Below are 20511 nucleotides of genomic sequence, written 5' to 3' on the forward strand. Positions count from 1 at the left end.
AGGTAAGACAATGGTTTTTAGCAGCGCTATTTTTCTATTTTTATTTTTACCAATAGTTTTCATATTATATTATATTTTACCGAAAAAATTGCGGAATACAATAATGTTTCTGGCGAGTCTCCTATTTTACGCATGGGGGGAACCGATATATATTTTTATAATGTTATTTTCTACGGTGTTTGATTATGAGAACGGAAGGCTAATTGAAAAATGTAGAAAACAAGAGAAAGAAAAGATATGTAAGGTAATTTTAATTTTATCCATTGTAGTAAACTTGGGATTATTAATGTTTTTTAAATATACAGATTTTTTTGTGGGTAATATAAACGGGCTGTTTGGATTATCGATAGATAGCCTTGGTTTAGCGCTTCCAATAGGAATATCATTCTATACTTTTCAGACATTGTCTTACACAATTGATGTATATAGGGGAGTGGTTCAGACTCAGCAAAATATGATTAATTTCGGTATGTATGTAAGCATGTTTCCACAGTTGATTGCAGGTCCGATTGTAAGATATAGTGATATTAAAAATCAGGTTGACAGCCGCGATGAGAATGTAGATGAAATAGCTGCCGGTATTCGAAGATTTATAATGGGGCTGGCAAAGAAAATAATAATTGCCAATCAAATTGGAATATTATGGGATGAAATCGAGAGCATGACAAGTTTTTCAACAAGTCTTGCATGGATTGGGGCGATTGCCTTTACGCTACAAATTTATTTTGATTTTTCGGGATATTCGGATATGGCAATTGGCCTTGGTCATATGTTTGGTTTTACAATTCCGGAAAACTTTAAGCATCCATATGAATCAAGAAGTATAACTGAATTTTGGAGAAAATGGCATATAACACTTGGAACATGGTTTCGGGAGTACATATACATTCCTCTTGGAGGAAATAGAAATGGTGTAAAAAAACAGGTTATTAATTTATTTATCGTATGGTTTCTTACCGGTTTTTGGCATGGTGCCGGATGGAATTTTATTTTGTGGGGCGTATACTATTTTATCCTATTAATGCTCGAAAAATTATTTTTGCTCAAATGGATGGAGAGGTGGCCCCAATTATTGAGACATATCTATACACTTTTGTTTGTGGTAATAGGATGGGTAATATTTGCCTGTACAGATTTAAACGTTATGTGCAGCGTTTTGAAAGCAATGTTTGGATTGGGAGAAGGTATTGCAGGCGGTATGTCAGAATATTATATGATAAGTTATGGTGTTCTTTTTATTATTGCTGCAATATTGGCAACATCTGTTCCGATGAGAATTGTTCGCAGGCTGTTTTTAAAACTAAATTTAAATAATAATGTAAAATTAATAATAAAAAATTGTCTGTGTGTTTTTGTGCTTATTGTATCAATTGCGTTTTTGGTTGGGGATTCCTATAATCCTTTCTTATATTTTAGGTTTTAAATAGGAACAGCTAAAATAAAAAATCGGGGCGAATATTATGCGAAATAAATGTAGAATGGAAATAACAAAATGAAAAAGATAAATATGATGTTTATAATTATAATTATGACATTTTTTATGGGGGTTGGAGCTTTTACGATTTTTTCAAAGGATATTTTATTTTCTGCTGACGAAAACAGATACCTGGTAGGAAAGCCAAATATAAGTATTGAACGGATACTATTGAAAGATTTCCAGAACGATATGGAGAAATTTATGAGCGACCAAATACCATTTCGCAATCAGTTGATGGTGAGTGCCACTGTAATTAAAAAGAGTACGGGAATCAAAAATATCAATGACGCATATATCGGAAAAAATGGATTTTATTTTGAAAAAATAACGGATAATGATATTCATAAAGAGAGGTTTAAAAAAAATTTACAATTTATAAATACTTTTATTCAAGACTATGAGAATATAGAGTTTAGAGTGATGCTGGTTCCCGGAGCGGGAAATATACTGTCACAATACCTTCCGAAAGCAGCGAGGGTCTATGATTATGACAGATTAGCCGAAGAAGTAAAGAATACATTTGGAAGTGAAAAAGTTATTGAATTGGAAAAGAGTCTCAAAGATGGTGCAAAAGAATACCATATGTTTGCGAATACAGAAATGTATTACAAGACCGACCATCACTGGACTGCTTTTGGGGCGTATATTGGCTATAAACAATTTTCTAAGTCTCACTGTAGAAAAGCGAAAAATTTTACTATACAAAAGCTGACTGATAATTTTTATGGAACATTATATTCTAAAGTAATGGATATCAAAAAAGAGGGAGATATCATTTACGCACCATCAGATTTGGCTCAGGTTAAAGTCGATAATGGTGAAAAAATTACAGATTCTATTTATGATATGGAAAAAAAGAAGGTCAAGGATAAATACCAGATTTTTTTTGGAGGCAACTTTGGACAGGTTAATATAACGACAAAGAATACAAAAGGAAAACATCTTCTTTTACTAAAAGATTCCTTTGCAAATAGTTTTGTTCCATATATCTTAGATGATTACGATACAATTACAATGGTTGATTTAAGATATTTTGCCGGAAATTTAAATTTATTGATAAAAGAGAAAAAAATTACAGAGATGTTACTTTTATATGAGATGAGTAACTTTGCAAGTGATAATAATATTTATAAGATTTTGCTGTAAAAGTAAGAAGGAAATAAGGCAACGGTAGGTTTTTAAAATCTACCGTTTGTTTTATGATATTTCTAATGATTGACGTATTTTGGTGAAAAATCTATAATAGGTTTGGTAGTTATTAGAGAAATGTATGACATAGTGGAGACATAATGGACAAAAGAGAAATTGCAAAAAGATATATTTTATTTATAGTGAGCTTGTTTTTTTCGGCTTTCGGCGTTGCAGTGACAAAGCACGGTGAACTTGGTGTATCACCGATTTCGTCGGTGGCTAATGTACTAAGTTATAAATATGATTTTCTTTCTATGGGAATGTGGTTAATAATATGGAATTGTATTTTAATTTTAGGACAAATTTTAATACTCAGAAAAGAATTTAAAATAATACAACTATTACAGATACCACTATCCTTTGTCTTTGGATATTTTACAGATTTTGGCATGTGGTGTGTAGCGTTGATTCCTGTAAATAATTACGTTACCCGCTTGGTGTTGGTGATAGGCGGAATTATAATTTTGGGATTTGGAATTTCGCTATCGGTTATTGCCAATGTGATTATGAATTCCGGCGAAGCATTTGTCAAAGCTGTTTCAGATAAGACAGATAAGAATTTTGGAAATATAAAAATTGGATTTGATGTGTTTTGTGTAATATTCTCTATTATATTATCATTGTTATTTTTTAAAGGGAATATAGTAGGAACAAGAGAGGGAACCATACTGAGTGCTTTATTTACAGGTATAGTGGTGAAAATTTTTACTTATATTTTAAAAAGACCGTTGGAGAGTATATTAAAATGTTCATAAATGGAGGGAGAAGATGTCTCGAACAAAAAATAGAGAAATAGATATATTGAATGGTTCTTTAATAGATAAAATAATATTGTTTGCTTTACCATTGGCTGCCAGCAGTATTTTGCAGCAATTATTTAATTCTGCGGATGTGGCGGTTGTCGGGAAATTTGCAGGAAGTGAGGCATTGGCAGCTGTAGGAGCAAACGGAGCAGTAATTAATTTGCTGGTCAATTTGTTTGTCGGATTATCCGTAGGCGCGAATGTTGTGATATCTACTTTTATTGGAAAAGGCGAAGAACAAAACATAAAAAAGGCTGTACATACTTCAATTTTAATAGCAATTTTGAGTGGATTATTATTGATGATAATTGGAATTACTTTTGCAAAAACGATATTGACGGCAATGTCTACGCCTGAGAATATTATTGACTTGGCAGTAAAATATTTACGGATATATTTTTCAGGTATGCCGTTTATAATGCTGTATAATTTTACTGCTTCAATTTTCAGGAGTAAGGGTGATACAAAAAGACCATTATTAGCTTTAACTGTTTCAGGAATTGTAAATGTTCTGTTAAATTTGTTTTTTGTTGTCGTATTACACATGAATGTAGAGGGTGTTGCTATTGCTACGGTTATTTCAAATATAATTAGTTCATCAATTTTGTTATATTGGCTCAAAAAGGAAAAGGGTGCTTTTCGTTTTGAAATAAAGTGTCTAAAAATTAGTGTCAATATTGTTAAGAGTATGGCTAAGATTGGAGTTCCGGCTGGAGTGCAGGGGATGGTATTCTCTTTTTCTAATGTGATAATACAGTCAGCGCTAAATGGTCTTGGGTCTGTGGCGGTTGCAGCGTCAGCAGCAGCCTTGAATTATGAGTATTTTGCGTACTTTGTTTTGAGTTCTTTTAGTCAGGCAGGAGTTACTTTTATCAGTCAAAATTATGGTGCAGGAAACAGGGAGAGATGCAGAAGGGTTGTAAAAAGCTGTTTGGTACTGGGAATGGTATCTACAATCGTGACATGTGGTATTTTTATTATATTTTCGAGACCACTTGTAGGAATATTTACATCAGACACGGCGGTTGCAGAGTTAGCAATTATCAGAATAAAATATATTCTCACCTTTGAGCTGATTAATATGACAATAGAAGTATTATCGGGATGTATGCGTGGGCTTGGGTATTCATTTGTTCCAGCATGCGTATGTGTTTTGGGAATATGTGGCTTCCGCATTTTGTGGATATATACGGTATTTCAGAGGACACTTACTTTTGAAAGTTTGATGATGGTATATCCATCCAGTTGGGCAATAACAGTAATAGCAATTATTATTTCATTCATTTTTGTAAAAAAAAGAGTCAGAATCTAAGAAAAAAAGATTTATTAAAAATTAATTATCGAAATACATTGAATAAGAAAAAAAACAATAACATTTGCATATACTGTTGTGAAACCTTTATAGGAGTTTACATATGCAAAAAAAATCGGGAGTTGTTTTTATTAAGAGAAGTCATCTGGTAGTTACCGGTTTTATTATATTAATTGGTGGAATCAGTATAGTAGGAAATTCTATAAAGAAATATCCGGGAGGGGATTCAAGCGAGGTAAATGCACAGGTAGAGACAATAGAAAAAGTAAAGGATAAAATTACAGAAGAAAAGACGAAAGTAACAGAAAGCGAAGAAAAGAAATATATTAAATGGGTAGAATTTCATGTGACAAAGGAAGCAATGCAACAGGCATATGAATATGATATAAATACTCATAATACTGACATTCCCCTTCATTTTGTAGAGTTATTGTCTTATTTAGGAGCAAAATACGGAGGGGATTTTAGAAATTATAAACCGGAGGATATGGAAAAAGCAGCGGTGGCATTATGTGAGGGAAAAACAACGATGGAACAGCTTACGAAAGATATGAAATATTATTCTTATTACAGAGAGGCTTATGGTGCTGTTCTTGATGGAATGGTGGGAGAATATCAGATTTCTGAGGCTAGTGAGACGAAAGAGGATACAACATGGGTGACTAAGTATGGTTTAAAGGCATTTCATCCGATAGGAAAAGGATTTCCATATTCTGATTATGATGATTTTGGAGCGTCACGGAGTTATGGTTATAAGAGAAATCATTTGGGACATGATATGATGGGACAGGTGGGAACGCCGGTTATTGCCGTGGAATCAGGGCGTGTAGCAGAATTGGGCTGGAACCAATATGGTGGTTGGAGAATTGGAATTAATAGTTTTGATAAAAAAAGGTATTATTATTATGCACATTTGAGAAAAGATTTTCCTTTCGCAAAATGGTTGAAAAAAGGCAGTGTGGTTCAAGCGGGAGATGTGATTGGTTATATTGGAAGAACAGGTTATAGTGCAAAAGAGAATGTAAATAATATAGATGAGTATCATCTTCATTTTGGATTACAACTTATATTTGATGAGTCTCAGAGGGAGGGAAATAATCAGATTTGGGTTGATGTCTATCCGTTGGTAAGATTTCTATATCAGAACCAATCAGAGACGGTTAAGGATGAGAATACGAAAGAGAGACAACGAGTAGTACCGTTTAGAGATTTGGAAGCACAAAAATATATGAAAAAATAAAAATATTGGATGGTTTTTTGACAATACAAACAATTAAATAATAAATGGAATAAAAGCAGCCGGAGACAGATAATATGTCCTCTGGCTGTTTTACTATGAAAGCATTTATGTTAAAATAATAATGAAAAAATTACGAAGGAGAGGGGGAAAAGTACATGTTAAAAAAAACGATAATAGTAGTGATGGCGATAGTGTTTATCGCATCAGAGGTATGGATGACTTCTTCTATAGGGATTGGGGCAAAAGAAAATGAAATAAGTGAAAAAAGAACTGAATTAAGTGGTGTAGTGAAAGCGTCAGCCGCACCAGATATTAGGACTATTTATGTAAAAACAGATGGTTCACCGATAACGAAAGAAAAAAAGGTTGCCGCAGATATTGTGGTGATGGATAAGGCAGGAGGAGATGCGTTTGAGGATGATATTGTATATGATACAATAGAACAAAAGGGGACGATTAAGGTACGCGGAAATTCTACTGCGGCAGCGGATAAGAAACCTTTTAATATATCATTCTCTACTGCACAAAATGTTTTTGGCATGGGAAAAGCAAAGAAATGGAGCCTTTTAGCCAATGCTTTTGACAAATCACTTATTAGAAACAGATTAGCGATGGAATTTGCCACAGAACTGGGATTAATGTATACAAGTAAAAGTACGTTTGTAGATTTGTATATCAATGATAAATATTATGGAAATTATCTTTTAATTGAATCTGTAGGAGTAGGAAAAGACAGAGTTGATATTGATACAGAGAATGAGAATGATATACTTCTTGAAAAAGAGTATGATAGAACGGAAGAGGGTCAGTCTTATCTTAGAACGGCAAGATATGGAATCCGTTTTGCGGTGGGCGAGCCGGAAGGACTTGATGTAGAAACAAATCATTATAAACAGACCGTCAGCTTTTTAAACCGTTTTGAAAGATTGCTGGAGGATGGTGATTTCGAGAACTTAAATAGTTTTGTGGATATAGACTCTTTTGTGAATTTCTACATAGTAAATGAATTATTTAAAAATGTTGATTTCAATTATAGTTCTACAAGATTTTACATCAAAGAGGGTAAGTTATATGCCGGACCTCTGTGGGATTTGGATTTATCCAGTGGAAATGCACATCCGACTTTTTATAAAACATATTATGAAAAAGGCGTGAGTTACACAGGGCTTTGGTGCCAGCAGTTTGAGTGGTTTAAAAAATTTATGGACATTCCGGAATTTTATAATATGGTAAGCAAAAGATATAAGGAGATTCAACCTGTGATATCTAATCTTATTAGCGGCACTGAGGGAAACTCAATGAATGGTATTATAAATACATATGCAAATTCATTTGCCAGGAATTATGCTTCTATTTCATCGGGAGGTGCAGGCTGGAGTATATCAAAACCGGATAGTGCAGATTCCATAAGTTATGCCAGATATTCCGGTTGGAAGACTTATTCTGAATCCGTAGAGTTTTTAAGAACATGGCTAACAAATAGAAATGAATATTTGAAGAAACAATTTGTAAAGGAACAGCCGCCGGCAAAAAAGAATCATGCGAAGGTTGTTGTCACAGAGTCAGAAGATGATATCATTTTAAAGGGGAATGTGAATGGTACACAGTCAATGATTGGTTCATATTCGTGGAATGAAGATTATAAATGGCTCGGCTATGTAACCTTTAAAGGGCAGGCAAATTCAGAATATAAATATTTGGTGTTGAATTATTCAGGAGACATTTCCACCTTAAGATTGGAATTTGTGGGAAATGCCGGAAAAAGCAATGAAATACATTCAGGGATATATTGGTTTAAAAATATGGCATATGATTGTTATTTTGTATCTGCTGACAGAAGGGCAATTCCGCTTGTGGAAAATAATAGCATGGCAGTGATTGATTTGAAAAAATCAGGTTTGGATATCGGTAAATATAGTTCTGGTGTGCATATGCATGTGGGAACAAGTGGAGTATCAAAGGGAAGTGTTGAAATTACAAATGCCAGACTGGTAAAATCAGTTGTTATCGAAGGAAATATCGAAGAGGAAACAACAGCTGGAAATTCAATCGTACCACCTGTTACAACACCTCCTTCACAGAATCAAAAACCGATGCAGATTAAAGTAAAGAGACCGGGAAAAGTAAAAATTATATATGCAACGAAAAAGAAGAAGGCAAAAAAAGCAAAGTTAATGATTCGGAAAGTGAAAGGTGCGAAAGGCTATCAGGTTAAAGTTTGTGTAAACAGACGTTTTAAAAAGAAAAATACGGTCACAAAATATTCGCACAAAACAAAGATTGTGATAAAAAAGCTTAAAAAGAATCAAAAATATTATGTAAAAGTGAGAGCATATACCATAAGAAATGGAAAAAAATATTATGGCAAATGGTCAGGAAAGAAAAGAGTTTCTTTCAGTAAGAAAGTATAAATTAACATTACAGGGGAAAAAGTTTAGATGAGAGAAGATAAAACTTTGGAATGGATTGTTGAGCCGTTGCTTCAATGGTATGGCAAAAAGGCGCGTGAACTTCCGTGGAGAGTAGATGTGCAGCCATATCGTGTATGGATTTCAGAGATAATGCTGCAGCAGACCAGGGTGGAAGCCGTTATTCCATATTATAATCGTTTTATGAAAGCTTTTCCACACATTAAGGATTTGGCAGATGCAGAAGAGGAAAAGGTTTTAAAGCTTTGGGAGGGATTAGGTTATTATTCCAGGGCGAGGAATTTGAAAAAATCTGCGGAGATAATCCGTGATAAATATAATGGAGAGTTTCCGAAAGAATATAAAGAAATCATACAGCTTCCGGGTATTGGGAAATATACAGCGGGAGCAATCAGCTCTATTGCATTTGGGATGCCATATGCGGCAGTAGATGGCAATGTTCTTCGGGTTATTTCTAGAATTTGTGAATCAGATTCCGATATAGGGGATGAAAAGTTTAGGGATGAGGTCAAAGAACAACTGGAAAGGATTTATCCCCACAGTCATTGTAGCCAATTTACACAGAGTCTTATGGAGTTAGGGGCAATGGTATGTATTCCAAATGGAGTACCAAAATGCAAAGAGTGCCCATTGAATAACGGGTGTAAGGCATTTGAAAATAGCAGTTGGGATAAATATCCGGTTAAAAAGCAGAAAATAAAAAGAAAAAAGATAAATAAAACCGTATTACTGCTATATTGTAATGGTAAAATTGCCGTGCAAAAAAAACAGGGAGAAGGGCTTCTTGCCGGTTTGTATGAATTTCCGAATATAGACATAAGAATGAATGATGCCGAGATTCAAAAATGGCTGAATGATAAAGGCGTAGAGATGATTCAGATTCAAAAATACAAAAAAGTAAAACATATATTTACCCATTTAGAATGGAATATGTGTTGTTACAAGGTGGAGTGCCGGGCAGATACAGAGTCTTATGAGTGGTTTTCAGCAGAAGAATTGCAGAATGAAATCCCTCTGCCTACAGCTTTTCGAAAATGTTTGTAATACATGTGGATAGGGTAATAAAGGATTGAGGAAGGACTGGTCACACCGACATTGTCAGCGACTTCGGGGGGATTTAAGTCTTGTACTTCCCAAAAGAATATTGGAGGTATTATAGAAATATAATATGGAAGTAGAACTGAATAATGAGCTTGAAAGCAGGCCTAAAGGATTGTATATTATAGGAGATGGAAGTGGTGTTACACATTCGCTATCCCATGCTTCGGCGAGTGGAGTGTATGTTGCCGGAAATATCGTAAAACATATGGACATTTAAATAATAAAGAATAACGGAAAGGATAAGACATGAGTACATTTAATGTTGAATTAAAGAAGGTAGTGGATGACAGTTATGAGATAGAGATTGGTTTTGGATTAGAAGAGAAATTAATTTCGGATATAAAAAACGGCTTGGTGGGAAAAATCAATAAATTTGTGGTAGTTACAGATTCGATTGTTAAAAATTTATATGCTGAAAATATTTATAAGATGTTATTAAGTGCAGGCTATACTGCTGATTTGATTGTATTTCAGGAGGGAGAGAAAAGTAAGACCAGGGAGACGAAAGAATATGTGGAAGATACAATGCTTTCCAAAGGTTATAGAAGAGACTGCTGTATTATTGCCGTAGGTGGTGGTGTTGTAACAGATTTAGCCGGATTTGTGGCCGGTACATATGGAAGAGGTATTCCATTTATTAACTATGCCACAACACTTTTAGCAGCAGCGGACGCATCGGTCGGTGGAAAGACAGCGGTAGATACACCGCTGGCAACAAATCTTATCGGATTATTTAATCAGCCTGAAAAAGTATATTTAGATATTGCAACGTGGAAAACTCTTCCAAGAAGACAGGTTTCCAGTGGCTTAGCAGAGACAATAAAACATGCATGTATTGCCAATGAAAACTTTTTTGTGTATCTCGAAAACAATATAGAGGATATATTGTTCGTGGAGAAAGAAGTCTGTGAGAAGATTGCACAGGAAAACTGCAAAGTAAAATATGAAGTGGTAATGAAGGATGAGAGAGAAAGTGGACTCAGAGAGGTTTTAAATTTAGGACATACGGTAGGGCGTGCGATAGAGACGGTAAGTGATTATAAGCTGTTACATGGAGAAGCGCTTTCTATTGGAATGGTAGCAGAAGTCAATCTTGCAAAGAAAATGGGATATATTACTGAGGAGGAACGTGTAAGGGTTGTGAGACTGCTTGAGAGGGCAGGGCTTCCTATTATGATTCCGGAATATATTGATAGGGAAGCATTGGTGAAAAAATTATATACAGATAAAAAAGTGAGAGATGGTAAATTAAGATTTGTAATTCAAAAAGGAATTGGAGATATTGTTGAGTTTGAAAAAGGAGTGTTTGCAACTCCAATTGAAGAATCAGTGGCAAGAGATATTATTATGGAAATGTGAATCGGGTAAATAGAATGATAAAAAGGTGGTATATATTCTGCTAAAATATATACCACCTTTTTTATGTTAAATTCTTTACCCATTTGTAAGACAGGGCGCGAGGCATGCCAACGACCATCTTTCCAATTTCGTCGGCTGCAACCATCAAGTAAACCCAATAAACAGGGAGTTGTAGTGCGACGGCACCAAGGAAAACCATAGGAATGCCGACAAGCCAATTGCCAACGAAGTTTGCCAGGAAACAGTAGAGACTGTCCCCACCACTTCGCAGAATGCCTGCAACAATGGCAAAATTTTCAGCTCTCAAAGGCATGGTAATTGCAAAAATAATCATCATTTTTCTGGCATAGTCAATGGATACTTCCCCTACATTAAACATTTGAAGTAAAAGAGGTGAAGACAGCGCTATGATGATTGACAGAACAAGCGCTACTGCGGGTATAATTACCATAAATCGTCTGCTATATATTTTGACTGTTTCCAGTTTGTTCTCGCCTAATAGTTTGCCGAGCATAATTCCGGCAGCAGTGCCTATCCCCTGTGATAAAATCATCGCAAGTCCCTGGAATGTGTTTACAATTTGGAGAGCTGCCTGTGCAGCGGTTCCGGTATATTTATAACCGATATTATAAATATTGTTTCCAATGGCAAAGACAATTTCACATAGAATAAGGAATGCACCATAATGAAAATATTTTTTTACATCGGAAAGCGTAAAGCGAAAATATTCCTTTATAGGTGCACATATCGGAAAGCGTTTGATAAATGAAATACCATACAGGAAAAACATTTGTGTGGTTAGGGCTGCAATGGTTGCGATTGCAGCTCCCTTAATTCCCAGTTTGGGTGCGCCAAAGTTTCCGAAAATAAGTATGTAATTTAAAATGAGATTGGTCGAAAGTGAAATAATGGTGCCAAGCATGGTAATAAATGTTCGTTCCGTGCTAATTAATGAAATAGAGCAAACATTGATAAGACCGATTAGTACACATGAAATACTCATTATTTTCATATACAGACTGCCAAGTGCAATAACTTCAGGGTCTTTTGAGTATAAAAGCATTATTGTGTCAGAAAAATTTGCAGTAAATATCGCAAAAATAATTGCAAAAGACAGGTTGAGTATAAACATGAGTCCCATATAATGGTGTATTTCATTGATATCCTTTTTTCCCCAATATTGTGCAATGAAAACTCCACCGGTAGCGGTGATACCATTAAATAAATAGAATAGAAGACCAATCCAACCGGAACCCATAGCCACAGCTGTTATCTCGGCGGCGCCAAGCTGGCCAATCATAAAGACATCAAGCATGTTTACCAATGCCTGAAAGAGATTTTGCAGGGCAACAGGCGCCCCAAGAATTAAAATCTGCTTAAAAAAAGCGCGGTTATCAATTGTTGATTGTTTCATAATATTTGAACATTTTAGGATTATTTCCTAAAATGTAGCATGAGGAGAAAGTATTTTCGCCTCATACTTTCTCCCCCTTAAAAATTTAACTTACTACATTTTATCACTATGGAAAATGTTCGTCCAGATGTTTTAGGAAAATTCTTTGAAATATACATTAAGATAAATTTATGATAGTATTATAAATAGAGAATTTTTGTTAGGAGTTAATAGTATGAGAAATAAATTTGAAAATGACATAAAAAGTATTGTTGGAAATTTATTGGAAGATTATAAAGATGATAGAACAATTAATCATATAGAGCTTTTTGACCAGCCCGATACGGAAGTGGTTGTGGATATTTTAGATAAGATGTTAAAAATAGTTTTTCCGGGTTTTTTTCGTGAGAAGACCTATCGTTTTTATAATTTAGACAGCCGACTTACCGTTTTGTTAGAGGACGTAATGTTTAATTTAAACAGACAGATTTCTATCGCACTCAGACAGATGCCGGAAAACAAAGATGTAGAAGAAATCAAAATGAATGATAAGGCAGAGCAGATTACTTTAGAATTTTTTAAAAAAATACCTAAGATAAGGGAATATACAGAGACTGATGTGCAGGCAGCTTTTGATGGTGACCCGGCAGCTTTTAACAGAAATGAAATCATCTTATCCTATCCGGGTCTCTATACGATTACGGTAAACCGTATTGCCCATGAATTGTTTGAATTGTCGGTGCCACTGATTCCAAGAATTATGACAGAGCATGCGCATAGTAAGACCGGCATTGATATACACCCGGGAGCAACGATAGGAAAATATTTTTTTATGGACCATGGTACAGGTATCGTTGTGGGTGAGACTACTATTATTGGCGAAAATGTAAAAGTCTATCAGGGAGTGACTATTGGTGCATTATCTACAAGAGGTGGTCAGAAGTTGAAAGGCGTCAAAAGACATCCTACAATTGAAGATAATGTCACAATATATTCCGGTGCTTCAGTGCTTGGGGGCGAGACTATAATCGGAAAAAATTCTGTAATCGGAAGTAATGCATTTATCACCAGTTCTATTGCACCGGAAACGAGAGTAAGTATTAAAAATCAGGAATTAAATTATAAAACAGGCAGGAATACCAAGGAAACCTCAGGCATTGAAGTTACTGATTTAGAACAGGATGAGAGTTGGTTTTATATAATATAATTTATTTATAACAATTTTTTCCAAAAGTGCTATAATAAAAAAAAACAATGGAGGATATAACAAATGGAATTAAAAGGTACAAAGACAGAAGCAAATTTACAGGCAGCATTTGCAGGAGAATCACAGGCTAGAAATAAGTATACATATTATGCTTCAAAAGCTAAAAAGGATGGATATGTTCAGATTGCCAATATATTTGAGGAGACAGCAGCAAATGAAAAAGAGCATGCAAAAATGTGGTTCAAATTATTAAATGGGGGGAATATACCATCAACCATTGATAATCTTAAGGATGCAGCGGCAGGCGAAAACTATGAGTGGACAGATATGTATGCAGGCTTTGCGAGAGAGGCAAGAGAAGAAGGTTTTGATGAGATAGCAGAGCTTTTTGAGGGAGTTGCTAAGATTGAGAAAGAGCATGAAGAAAGATATAAGAAATTATTGGAAAATATTGAGGGTGATTTAGTATTTTCAAGAGATGGTGATTGTGTATGGCAGTGTTTAAATTGTGGTCATATTGTAGTTGGGAAAAAAGCACCGGAGGTTTGCCCGGTATGTGCACATCCTCAGGCTTATTTTCAGATAAAAGCAGAGAATTATTAATCTGATAAGAAAAAGGGTTTGCAGAGAGACTGGAGATAATGAGGTACTGATTCTCTATAAAAGAGTTCGCATGCGGACTCTTTTTTTGTGTGTAAGCGACGGGCAAAAAACAAAAAGCTTGCGGAATTGCTTTAGAGATGTATATATAATCCCTAATGCGGCAGATAGCGCTTATGATGACTTGAAAAATCGACGGTTGGTTTGTCTCATTTTGTGTTATACTATTATGTAATGATAAAATTTGAGGAAAGGGATTGAAATGAAAACAGGGCTTGTATTAGAGGGTGGAGCTATGCGTGGAATGTACACGGCAGGCGTTCTTGATATAATGATGGAGAATCATATTACAGTGGATGGGGCAATAGGTGTTTCGGCGGGAGCAGTTTTTGGCTGTAATTACAAATCGAAACAGATTGGACGTTCTATTCGATATAATTTAAAGTATTCAAAAGACCCAAGATATCATAGTATGAAGTCTCTAATAAAGACGGGAGATTTATATGGTGCAGAATTTTGTTATAAAGAGTTGCCGGAAAAGTTAGATATTTTTGATATAGAGACATACCAAAAGAACCCTATGGAGTTTTATGTGGTAACAACAGATGTTAATACCGGAAAACCAATTTATCACTTGTGTCCAAATGGCGACAGTGTAGATGTGCAGTGGTACCGTGCTTCAGCGTCTCTGCCTCTTGTTTCCAGAATCGTAGAAATTGACGGGATACAGATGTTAGATGGTGGGATTTCCGATGCGATTCCAATTCATAAATTTAGAGAGATGGGATATAAGAAAAACTTAGTGATTCTGACACAACACGATGGATATAGAAAAGAGAAAAGTTCGGCATTGCCATTAATAAAATTGAAGATGGGGAAAAAGTATCCAAACTTAGTACATGATATGGAAGTTAGACATGAAATGTACAATAAAACGTTAGAGGATTTAAAAAAACTGGAAGCGGATAAAGAGGTATATATTATACGTCCTCAAGAGCCGGTCGAAATAGGAAGGACAGAAAAAAATCCGAAAAAGTTAGAAGCGTTGTATGAAACAGGAAGAAAAGAAGGAATACAGCATTTAGACAATATAAAAAGATTTTTAAATAAAAACCGGAAGCAAGGTGAATGAAGAACTAAATTCTTTTTTTATGTATGATTTTCCTTTTTAGGTGAAAAATAAAAAAGAATATAAATTTAAGGAGACTCATATGAAAGACAAGATTTTTGGTGTTTTGCAGCGTGTGGGAAGGTCTTTTATGCTTCCGATAGCCATTTTACCTGTAGCAGGTTTGTTGCTCGGTATAGGTGGTTCGTTTACAAATGAAACTACGCTGAGAACATATGGATTAGAAAATGTTATGGGGCAGGGAACTGTTTTTCATGCAATTTTTCAGGTTATGAATGATGCCGGAAATATTGTGTTTGCCAATTTGCCGATATTGTTTGCAATCGGTGTTGCAATTGGTATGGCAAAGAAAGAGAAAGAAGTAGCGGCTCTGGCATCGGTTATTTCATTTTTTATTATGCATGCGTCAATTAGTGCCTTGATTTCAATTAATGGAGGAGCAGAAACAATGCTTCAGGGGGCGGTAGCTGATGTGTGTGGTATTACATCGCTTCAAATGGGCGTGTTTGGAGGTATTTTAGTTGGTTTAGGAACAGCGGCACTTCATAATAAATTTTATAAAATTGAGTTGCCGCAGGTACTGTCCTTCTTTGGAGGAACCAGATTTGTTCCGATTATCAGTGCATTGGTATATACACTTGTAGGAATTTTAATGTTTTTCGTCTGGCCGGCAGTTCAGGCAGGGATTAACGCAGTAGGAGACCTGGTGTTAAATTCGGGTTATGTGGGAACATGGCTATACGGGTTTATGGAAAGACTTTTAATTCCGTTTGGACTTCATCATGTATTCTATATACCATTTTGGCAGACGGCAGTCGGTGGAACTATGGAAGTTGGAGGTCAGATTATTGAAGGTGCACAGAATATATTCTTTGCGCAGTTAGCGGACCCTACAGTAGAACAATTTGCAGTTTCGGCCACAAGATTTATGTCGGGAAAATTCCCACTTATGATTTTTGGTTTACCGGGAGCAGCGCTTGCGATGTATAGAACTGCAAAGCCAGGAAAAAGAAAATTAGTGGCAGGTCTTTTACTGTCCGCAGCACTCACATCAATGCTTACAGGTATCACAGAACCGTTAGAATTTACATTCCTGTTTGTGGCTCCGTTATTATATGGAATACATTGTATATTTGCAGGACTTGCTTATGCATTAATGCATTTCTTTAATGTTGGCGTGGGAATGACTTTCTCCGGTGGTTTAATTGATATGTTCCTGTTTGGTGTTCTGCAGGGAAATGCAAAGACAAACTGGGTGTGGATTATTATTGTAGGAATTGGATATTTTATTGTGTATTATTTCCTCTTTAGCTTTTTGATAAAGAAATTAAATTTAAGAACACCGGGAAGATTCGATGATGATGAAGTTAAACTATATAAGAGAAGTGATGTCGAAGCGAAAAAAAGAGGTGGAGAAAATGAACAAAAAAATGTGATGAAAGATGAGTTGTCAGCAGGAATCTGCCGTGGATTAGGTGGTAAGAGTAATATTTCTGATGTAGATTGCTGTGCTACCAGACTGAGATGTACAGTATATAATGCGGAACTTGTAGATGATTCAACACTTAGAATGACAGGAGCTTCCGGTGTTGTTCATAAAGGAAACGGAGTTCAGATTATTTATGGTCCAAAGGTCACCGTAATAAAATCAAACTTTGAAGACTTTCTTGAGAGTGGCGCCGCAGATTTGTTAGAAATACAGGAGAAGATTTTTGAGGAAGAGCGGGAAGCAAAGAGTATAAAAGAATCCGCAAATGACGAAAAGTCAGGTTCTGGGGCAATTGTAGATACAATTGTTGTTGTAAGTCCGGTTACCGGAACGGCGGATGATATTGTAAATGCACCGGATGAGGCTTTTGCTTCAAAAATGATGGGAGATGGCGCCGTTGTAACTCCTAGGGCTCCTGTGGTTAAAGCGCCTGTGGATGGAACGATAAGCTTTATATTTGATACGAAGCACGCAGTGGGAATACAAACCGATAGTGGAGTGAATCTAATCGTCCATGTGGGTATTGATACTGTAAAATTAAACGGAAAAGGTTTTGATGTTTTTGTAAAAGAAGGAGATATTGTAAAAAAAGGTGATACTTTAATGAAACTGGATTTAGAGTATTTAAAGAAAAATGCACCTTCTCTTGCCACACCGGTTTTATGTACTGATTTAAATGAAAAAATGAGGATTCGTCTGCTAAAGGATGGAAATATACAGGCTGGCGAAGATTTATTTGTAGTTGATATATTTGAATAAAATTAAAAGGATATTGTACTTCAAAAAAGTGCAATATCCTTTTCTTTATACAGTCAATGTTATTTTTGGTGATTTGTTCTAATGTGTATTTGATTCGACAATAGTATTAAGCCAGTTGCCGCGTTTTACGAGAATAAAACCAATGATAGCTTTTACAGCTTCTAACATACTGATAATAAAAAACATCCAGACAATTGGAAGTGTTGTGAAATGAGCTAAAACCATTGCCAGCGGTACATTAATACACCAGATAAATCCGCTGTCAAAGATAAAGGTCATGATTGTTTTTCCACCACTTCTTAAAGTAAAGTATGCAGCATTTGTAAACGCATTAAATGGGGTGGAGAGAACAAATACTAAAATAAACCGACTGGAAAGGTAGCGGATTTCACCGGTTGTATTATAGATTTGCGGAAATAATGGAGCGGCAATTAATAGAATTGCAGAGACACATAATGATATTAATACAGAAAAAGTAATCATTTTTCTGTCAGTGTCTCTTGCTTCTTTGATTTTTCCTGCTCCCAATAACTGACCAATAACAATAGAAATGGCGACACCCATAGTTAAGAATACGGTGTTGACTACATTATTAATTGTATTGGCAATGTTCAGCCCTGCAACCGCGGCGAGACCTCTTGTGGACAAAGCCTGTGTCTGCATAGTAATTCCGGCAGCCCACAAAAATTCATTGATTAACAGTGGGGTACCTTTAGCCACGACGTTTTTAACTAAAGTCAGAGGTACACGAAGGCTCTTATAAGCACCTTTTATAAATTGATATTTATCAGAATGTTTGTGAGTATAAATCATAAGGTAACCACATTCCACAAAGCGGGAAAGTACCGTGGCTATTGCCGCTCCCACAACTCCTAATTTAGGAAATCCAAATAAACCAAAAATAAGTAATGCATTAAAAATAAAGTCAACTGCAACAGCAGCAACACCTGCCATCATAGGGACAACAGTCTGACCTGCCTCTTTTAACATAGTGCTGTAGCAATTTGATATCACAAAGGGAACGATGCTAAATAGCATAATATATAGGTAACTTCTCGCATATTCAAAAGTGGCATTAATATTTCCCGAATTGCCTCCTTCATGCAAAAACATATGAATAAGCGGCTTATGTAAAAGTAGGAATACAGCAAGGCTGATAACAATAATACCGATTCCGATGATTAATTTCATTCTAAAAACATTTCGTGCGCCTTTATGATTATCCTGACCAAAATACTGGGCGGAGAAAATACCGGCTCCCGACATACCTCCAAATACGGCCAGATTGAACACGAACATCAATTGGTTAACTACAGCAACACCCGTCATCTGGTCCGTTCCGACTTTTCCGACCATTACATTGTCAAGCATAACGACAAAGTTTGTAAAAAGACTCTGGATGACTATGGGAAGCGCAATTGCCATAATCATTTTATAAAAGTTTTTATCGCCAAAATATTTTGATTTTAAAGTTGTTTTTTTATCTGATTGCATAGTGATAAACCCCCTTACAATAATATTATGATTGAACTTTTATTTTTAGATAGTGATAGGTAGTAGGATAACATAAATTTCCGGTTGATTGCAACCATTCTTTCAAGGATTTTCGATGGAATCCTATTAAAACTTGACGAATAAAAAGATGAGTAGTAAAGTATACAAAGTAAAAAGTTTACAATGTATACTATTTTGGGAAGAGAGGTTTTATGAAACAAATAAATGAAGAGTTACTTAGTGCATGGCTCAGACTTTCCGTAACTATTTGCAATAAGAGAATTGTTTCGGGTATGTCTTATAACGAAGCAATTGTGTGCAATCTACTGTATCATCAGAGAAATAGCTATCCGGAAGAATATCTTACAGCAACCAATTTGTGTGAGAAAACAAATATGCATAAGTCTTTAATGAACAGAACAATCAATTATCTTGAAAAGAAAGGATTAGTCGAGAGAAGACGTTCAGAAAAAGACAAAAGACAGGTATTCGTAATTTTTAATGAGAAGAATATTGACATTTATGAGAGAGAACATAAAAAAATTATTGAGACAGTAAGTGATATCGTAGAAAAAATTGGTAAAGAAAAAGTCGAAGATATAATTAAAATTTTTAATGATGTGTCGGGTGCAGCGGCAGATTATTTAAAAAACAGTTAATGTCAGAAAGGACGGAGAGAGGAAAATGATTAGATTTTTAGTAGATTCTGCTTCGGATTATGAAAAAAAGGAGGCAGAGGAAAAAGGAATTGAGTATATATCTATTTCGGTTACAGTGGACGAGAAAACATATTATGGGGGAGTAGATATTTCCAAAGATGAATTTTTTAAAATGCTGGAAGTGTCAGAAAATTTCCCGAAAACAGCACAACCGTCACCGCAGGAGTATGTCGATGTTTTTGAAATGGCGAAAAAGAATGGTGATGAGGTAATTGTTGTCACGTTGGCATCTGAATTGAGTGGAACGTATCAGAGTGCTAATTTAGCAAAGAATATGGTAGATTATGATAGGATATATATTATTGACTCCTGTGCAGCTTCTTTCAATATTAAGGTTATGGTAGATTATGGTATGAAACTGAGGGAGCAGGGAAAAAGTGCAGAGGAAATTGTAAAAGCGATTGAACAAATAAAAGGAAAGGTTACTTTGTATGCAGTTCTTGATACATTGGATAACCTTTATAAAGGCGGTAGGCTTTCAAAACTGGAAGCGGGAATCGGCAATATGGCGAAAATAAAACCTTTGATTACTTTTACGGATGAGGGAAAAATTTGTGTCAAGGCGAAAAGTATTGGAAAGAAAAAAGCTTTAAATGATATGATTAAGCTGATTGGTGAGGATACGATAGATACTGCGTTTCCAGTGTATGCTCTTTATTCGTATGGTACAGAGAATTGTGATACATTTGTGGAAAGAGCAAAGGAAAATGGTATAAAGTTTGATGAGATACTCCAGATTGGACCAACGATAGGAACGCACATCGGTGTAGGAGCTTATGGAATTATTTATGTCAGAAGTTAAAGAATGG

Annotated in this window: 16 protein-coding genes and 1 pseudogene; 15 read left to right on the plus strand and 2 right to left on the minus strand. The window is 35.4% G+C overall.

The genetic code is table 11. The features are described from left to right. Positions 1 to 10 precede the first annotated feature (10 nt). From Q5O86_RS03115 to aroB, 9 genes and pseudogenes are all read left to right on the plus strand, one after another. Positions 11 to 1423, plus strand: a complete 1413-nt coding sequence (locus Q5O86_RS03115; RefSeq protein WP_302625690.1) for an MBOAT family protein — start codon at positions 11 to 13, stop codon at positions 1421 to 1423. Between the two features lie 69 nt (positions 1424 to 1492). Then, the gene (locus Q5O86_RS03120; protein WP_302625691.1) at positions 1493 to 2623 is read left to right on the plus strand and encodes a DHHW family protein; all 1131 of its coding nucleotides are present in this window, start codon (positions 1493 to 1495) and stop codon (positions 2621 to 2623) included. Positions 2624 to 2766: 143 nt separating this feature from the next. Continuing rightward, on the plus strand, positions 2767 to 3423 hold the full coding sequence (locus Q5O86_RS03125) for a YitT family protein (RefSeq protein WP_302625692.1): 657 nt from the start codon (positions 2767 to 2769) through the stop codon (positions 3421 to 3423). A gap of 13 nt (positions 3424 to 3436) precedes the next feature. Further along, positions 3437 to 4783: an MATE family efflux transporter gene (locus Q5O86_RS03130; RefSeq protein ID WP_302625693.1), complete on the plus strand. Its 1347-nt coding sequence runs from the start codon at positions 3437 to 3439 to the stop codon at positions 4781 to 4783. Between the two features lie 103 nt (positions 4784 to 4886). Beyond that, positions 4887 to 6023 (plus strand): M23 family metallopeptidase, encoded by a 1137-nt coding sequence (locus tag Q5O86_RS03135; protein WP_302625694.1) that lies wholly within the window; start codon positions 4887 to 4889, stop codon positions 6021 to 6023. A 155-nt stretch (positions 6024 to 6178) separates the two neighbouring features. Continuing rightward, positions 6179 to 8434 (plus strand): CotH kinase family protein, encoded by a 2256-nt coding sequence (locus tag Q5O86_RS03140; RefSeq protein ID WP_302625695.1) that lies wholly within the window; start codon positions 6179 to 6181, stop codon positions 8432 to 8434. A gap of 27 nt (positions 8435 to 8461) precedes the next feature. Further along, a complete protein-coding gene (gene mutY, locus Q5O86_RS03145; RefSeq protein ID WP_302625696.1) occupies positions 8462 to 9496 on the plus strand; it encodes an A/G-specific adenine glycosylase in 1035 nt (344 codons plus the stop codon). Between the two features lie 21 nt (positions 9497 to 9517). Beyond that, positions 9518 to 9770: pseudogene (locus Q5O86_RS03150) on the plus strand (FAD-dependent oxidoreductase); the annotation flags it as partial. Between the two features lie 29 nt (positions 9771 to 9799). Next, complete coding sequence (gene aroB, locus Q5O86_RS03155) at positions 9800 to 10912, plus strand: 3-dehydroquinate synthase (protein ID WP_302625697.1); 1113 nt, start codon at positions 9800 to 9802, stop codon at positions 10910 to 10912. Positions 10913 to 10973: 61 nt separating this feature from the next. Here the strand turns inward: aroB and Q5O86_RS03160 are convergent, their stop codons facing one another. Further along, positions 10974 to 12326: an MATE family efflux transporter gene (locus Q5O86_RS03160; protein WP_302625698.1), complete on the minus strand. Its 1353-nt coding sequence runs from the start codon at positions 12324 to 12326 to the stop codon at positions 10974 to 10976. Positions 12327 to 12540: 214 nt separating this feature from the next. Between Q5O86_RS03160 and Q5O86_RS03165 the strand changes: the two genes are divergently transcribed. The 4 genes from Q5O86_RS03165 (at position 12541) to Q5O86_RS03180 (ending at position 17489) form a co-directional block, all read left to right on the plus strand. Continuing rightward, a complete protein-coding gene (locus Q5O86_RS03165) occupies positions 12541 to 13512 on the plus strand; it encodes a serine O-acetyltransferase (RefSeq protein WP_302625699.1) in 972 nt (323 codons plus the stop codon). Positions 13513 to 13575: 63 nt separating this feature from the next. Beyond that, positions 13576 to 14115, plus strand: a complete 540-nt coding sequence (rbr, locus tag Q5O86_RS03170; protein ID WP_302625700.1) for a rubrerythrin — start codon at positions 13576 to 13578, stop codon at positions 14113 to 14115. Between the two features lie 259 nt (positions 14116 to 14374). After that, complete coding sequence (locus Q5O86_RS03175; protein ID WP_302625701.1) at positions 14375 to 15244, plus strand: patatin family protein; 870 nt, start codon at positions 14375 to 14377, stop codon at positions 15242 to 15244. 79 nt (positions 15245 to 15323) lie between these two features. Continuing rightward, a complete protein-coding gene (locus Q5O86_RS03180) occupies positions 15324 to 17489 on the plus strand; it encodes a PTS transporter subunit IIABC (protein ID WP_302625702.1) in 2166 nt (721 codons plus the stop codon). 78 nt (positions 17490 to 17567) lie between these two features. On the opposite strand, the gene Q5O86_RS03185 is transcribed toward Q5O86_RS03180, so the two are convergent. Beyond that, a complete protein-coding gene (locus Q5O86_RS03185; RefSeq protein WP_302625703.1) occupies positions 17568 to 18983 on the minus strand; it encodes an MATE family efflux transporter in 1416 nt (471 codons plus the stop codon). A gap of 212 nt (positions 18984 to 19195) precedes the next feature. Here Q5O86_RS03185 and Q5O86_RS03190 point away from each other — a divergent pair, with 212 nt between their 5' ends. Beyond that, on the plus strand, positions 19196 to 19642 hold the full coding sequence (locus tag Q5O86_RS03190) for a MarR family winged helix-turn-helix transcriptional regulator (protein WP_302625704.1): 447 nt from the start codon (positions 19196 to 19198) through the stop codon (positions 19640 to 19642). Positions 19643 to 19667: 25 nt separating this feature from the next. Continuing rightward, the gene (locus Q5O86_RS03195) at positions 19668 to 20504 is read left to right on the plus strand and encodes a DegV family protein (RefSeq protein ID WP_302625705.1); all 837 of its coding nucleotides are present in this window, start codon (positions 19668 to 19670) and stop codon (positions 20502 to 20504) included. Positions 20505 to 20511: the final 7 nt, after the last annotated feature.

The organism is uncultured Eubacterium sp., from assembly GCF_937958975.1.
Taxonomy (GTDB): domain Bacteria; phylum Bacillota; class Clostridia; order Lachnospirales; family Lachnospiraceae; genus Eubacterium_G.

Excerpts from the sequence above, each read along its gene's own strand:
- Q5O86_RS03120 (WP_302625691.1), top strand. The coding sequence starts at position 1,493 with ATGAAAAAGATAAATATGATGTTTATAATTATAATTATGACATTTTTT.
- Q5O86_RS03185 (WP_302625703.1), bottom strand. The coding sequence starts at position 18,983 with ATGCAATCAGATAAAAAAACAACTTTAAAATCAAAATATTTTGGCGAT.
- Q5O86_RS03125 (WP_302625692.1), top strand. The coding sequence starts at position 2,767 with ATGGACAAAAGAGAAATTGCAAAAAGATATATTTTATTTATAGTGAGC.
- Q5O86_RS03130 (WP_302625693.1), top strand. The coding sequence starts at position 3,437 with ATGTCTCGAACAAAAAATAGAGAAATAGATATATTGAATGGTTCTTTA.
- mutY (WP_302625696.1), top strand. The coding sequence starts at position 8,462 with ATGAGAGAAGATAAAACTTTGGAATGGATTGTTGAGCCGTTGCTTCAA.
- Q5O86_RS03175 (WP_302625701.1), top strand. The coding sequence starts at position 14,375 with ATGAAAACAGGGCTTGTATTAGAGGGTGGAGCTATGCGTGGAATGTAC.
- rbr (WP_302625700.1), top strand. The coding sequence starts at position 13,576 with ATGGAATTAAAAGGTACAAAGACAGAAGCAAATTTACAGGCAGCATTT.
- Q5O86_RS03165 (WP_302625699.1), top strand. The coding sequence starts at position 12,541 with ATGAGAAATAAATTTGAAAATGACATAAAAAGTATTGTTGGAAATTTA.
- Q5O86_RS03195 (WP_302625705.1), top strand. The coding sequence starts at position 19,668 with ATGATTAGATTTTTAGTAGATTCTGCTTCGGATTATGAAAAAAAGGAG.
- Q5O86_RS03180 (WP_302625702.1), top strand. The coding sequence starts at position 15,324 with ATGAAAGACAAGATTTTTGGTGTTTTGCAGCGTGTGGGAAGGTCTTTT.
- Q5O86_RS03160 (WP_302625698.1), bottom strand. The coding sequence starts at position 12,326 with ATGAAACAATCAACAATTGATAACCGCGCTTTTTTTAAGCAGATTTTA.
- Q5O86_RS03115 (WP_302625690.1), top strand. The coding sequence starts at position 11 with ATGGTTTTTAGCAGCGCTATTTTTCTATTTTTATTTTTACCAATAGTT.
- Q5O86_RS03135 (WP_302625694.1), top strand. The coding sequence starts at position 4,887 with ATGCAAAAAAAATCGGGAGTTGTTTTTATTAAGAGAAGTCATCTGGTA.
- Q5O86_RS03140 (WP_302625695.1), top strand. The coding sequence starts at position 6,179 with ATGTTAAAAAAAACGATAATAGTAGTGATGGCGATAGTGTTTATCGCA.
- Q5O86_RS03190 (WP_302625704.1), top strand. The coding sequence starts at position 19,196 with ATGAAACAAATAAATGAAGAGTTACTTAGTGCATGGCTCAGACTTTCC.
- aroB (WP_302625697.1), top strand. The coding sequence starts at position 9,800 with ATGAGTACATTTAATGTTGAATTAAAGAAGGTAGTGGATGACAGTTAT.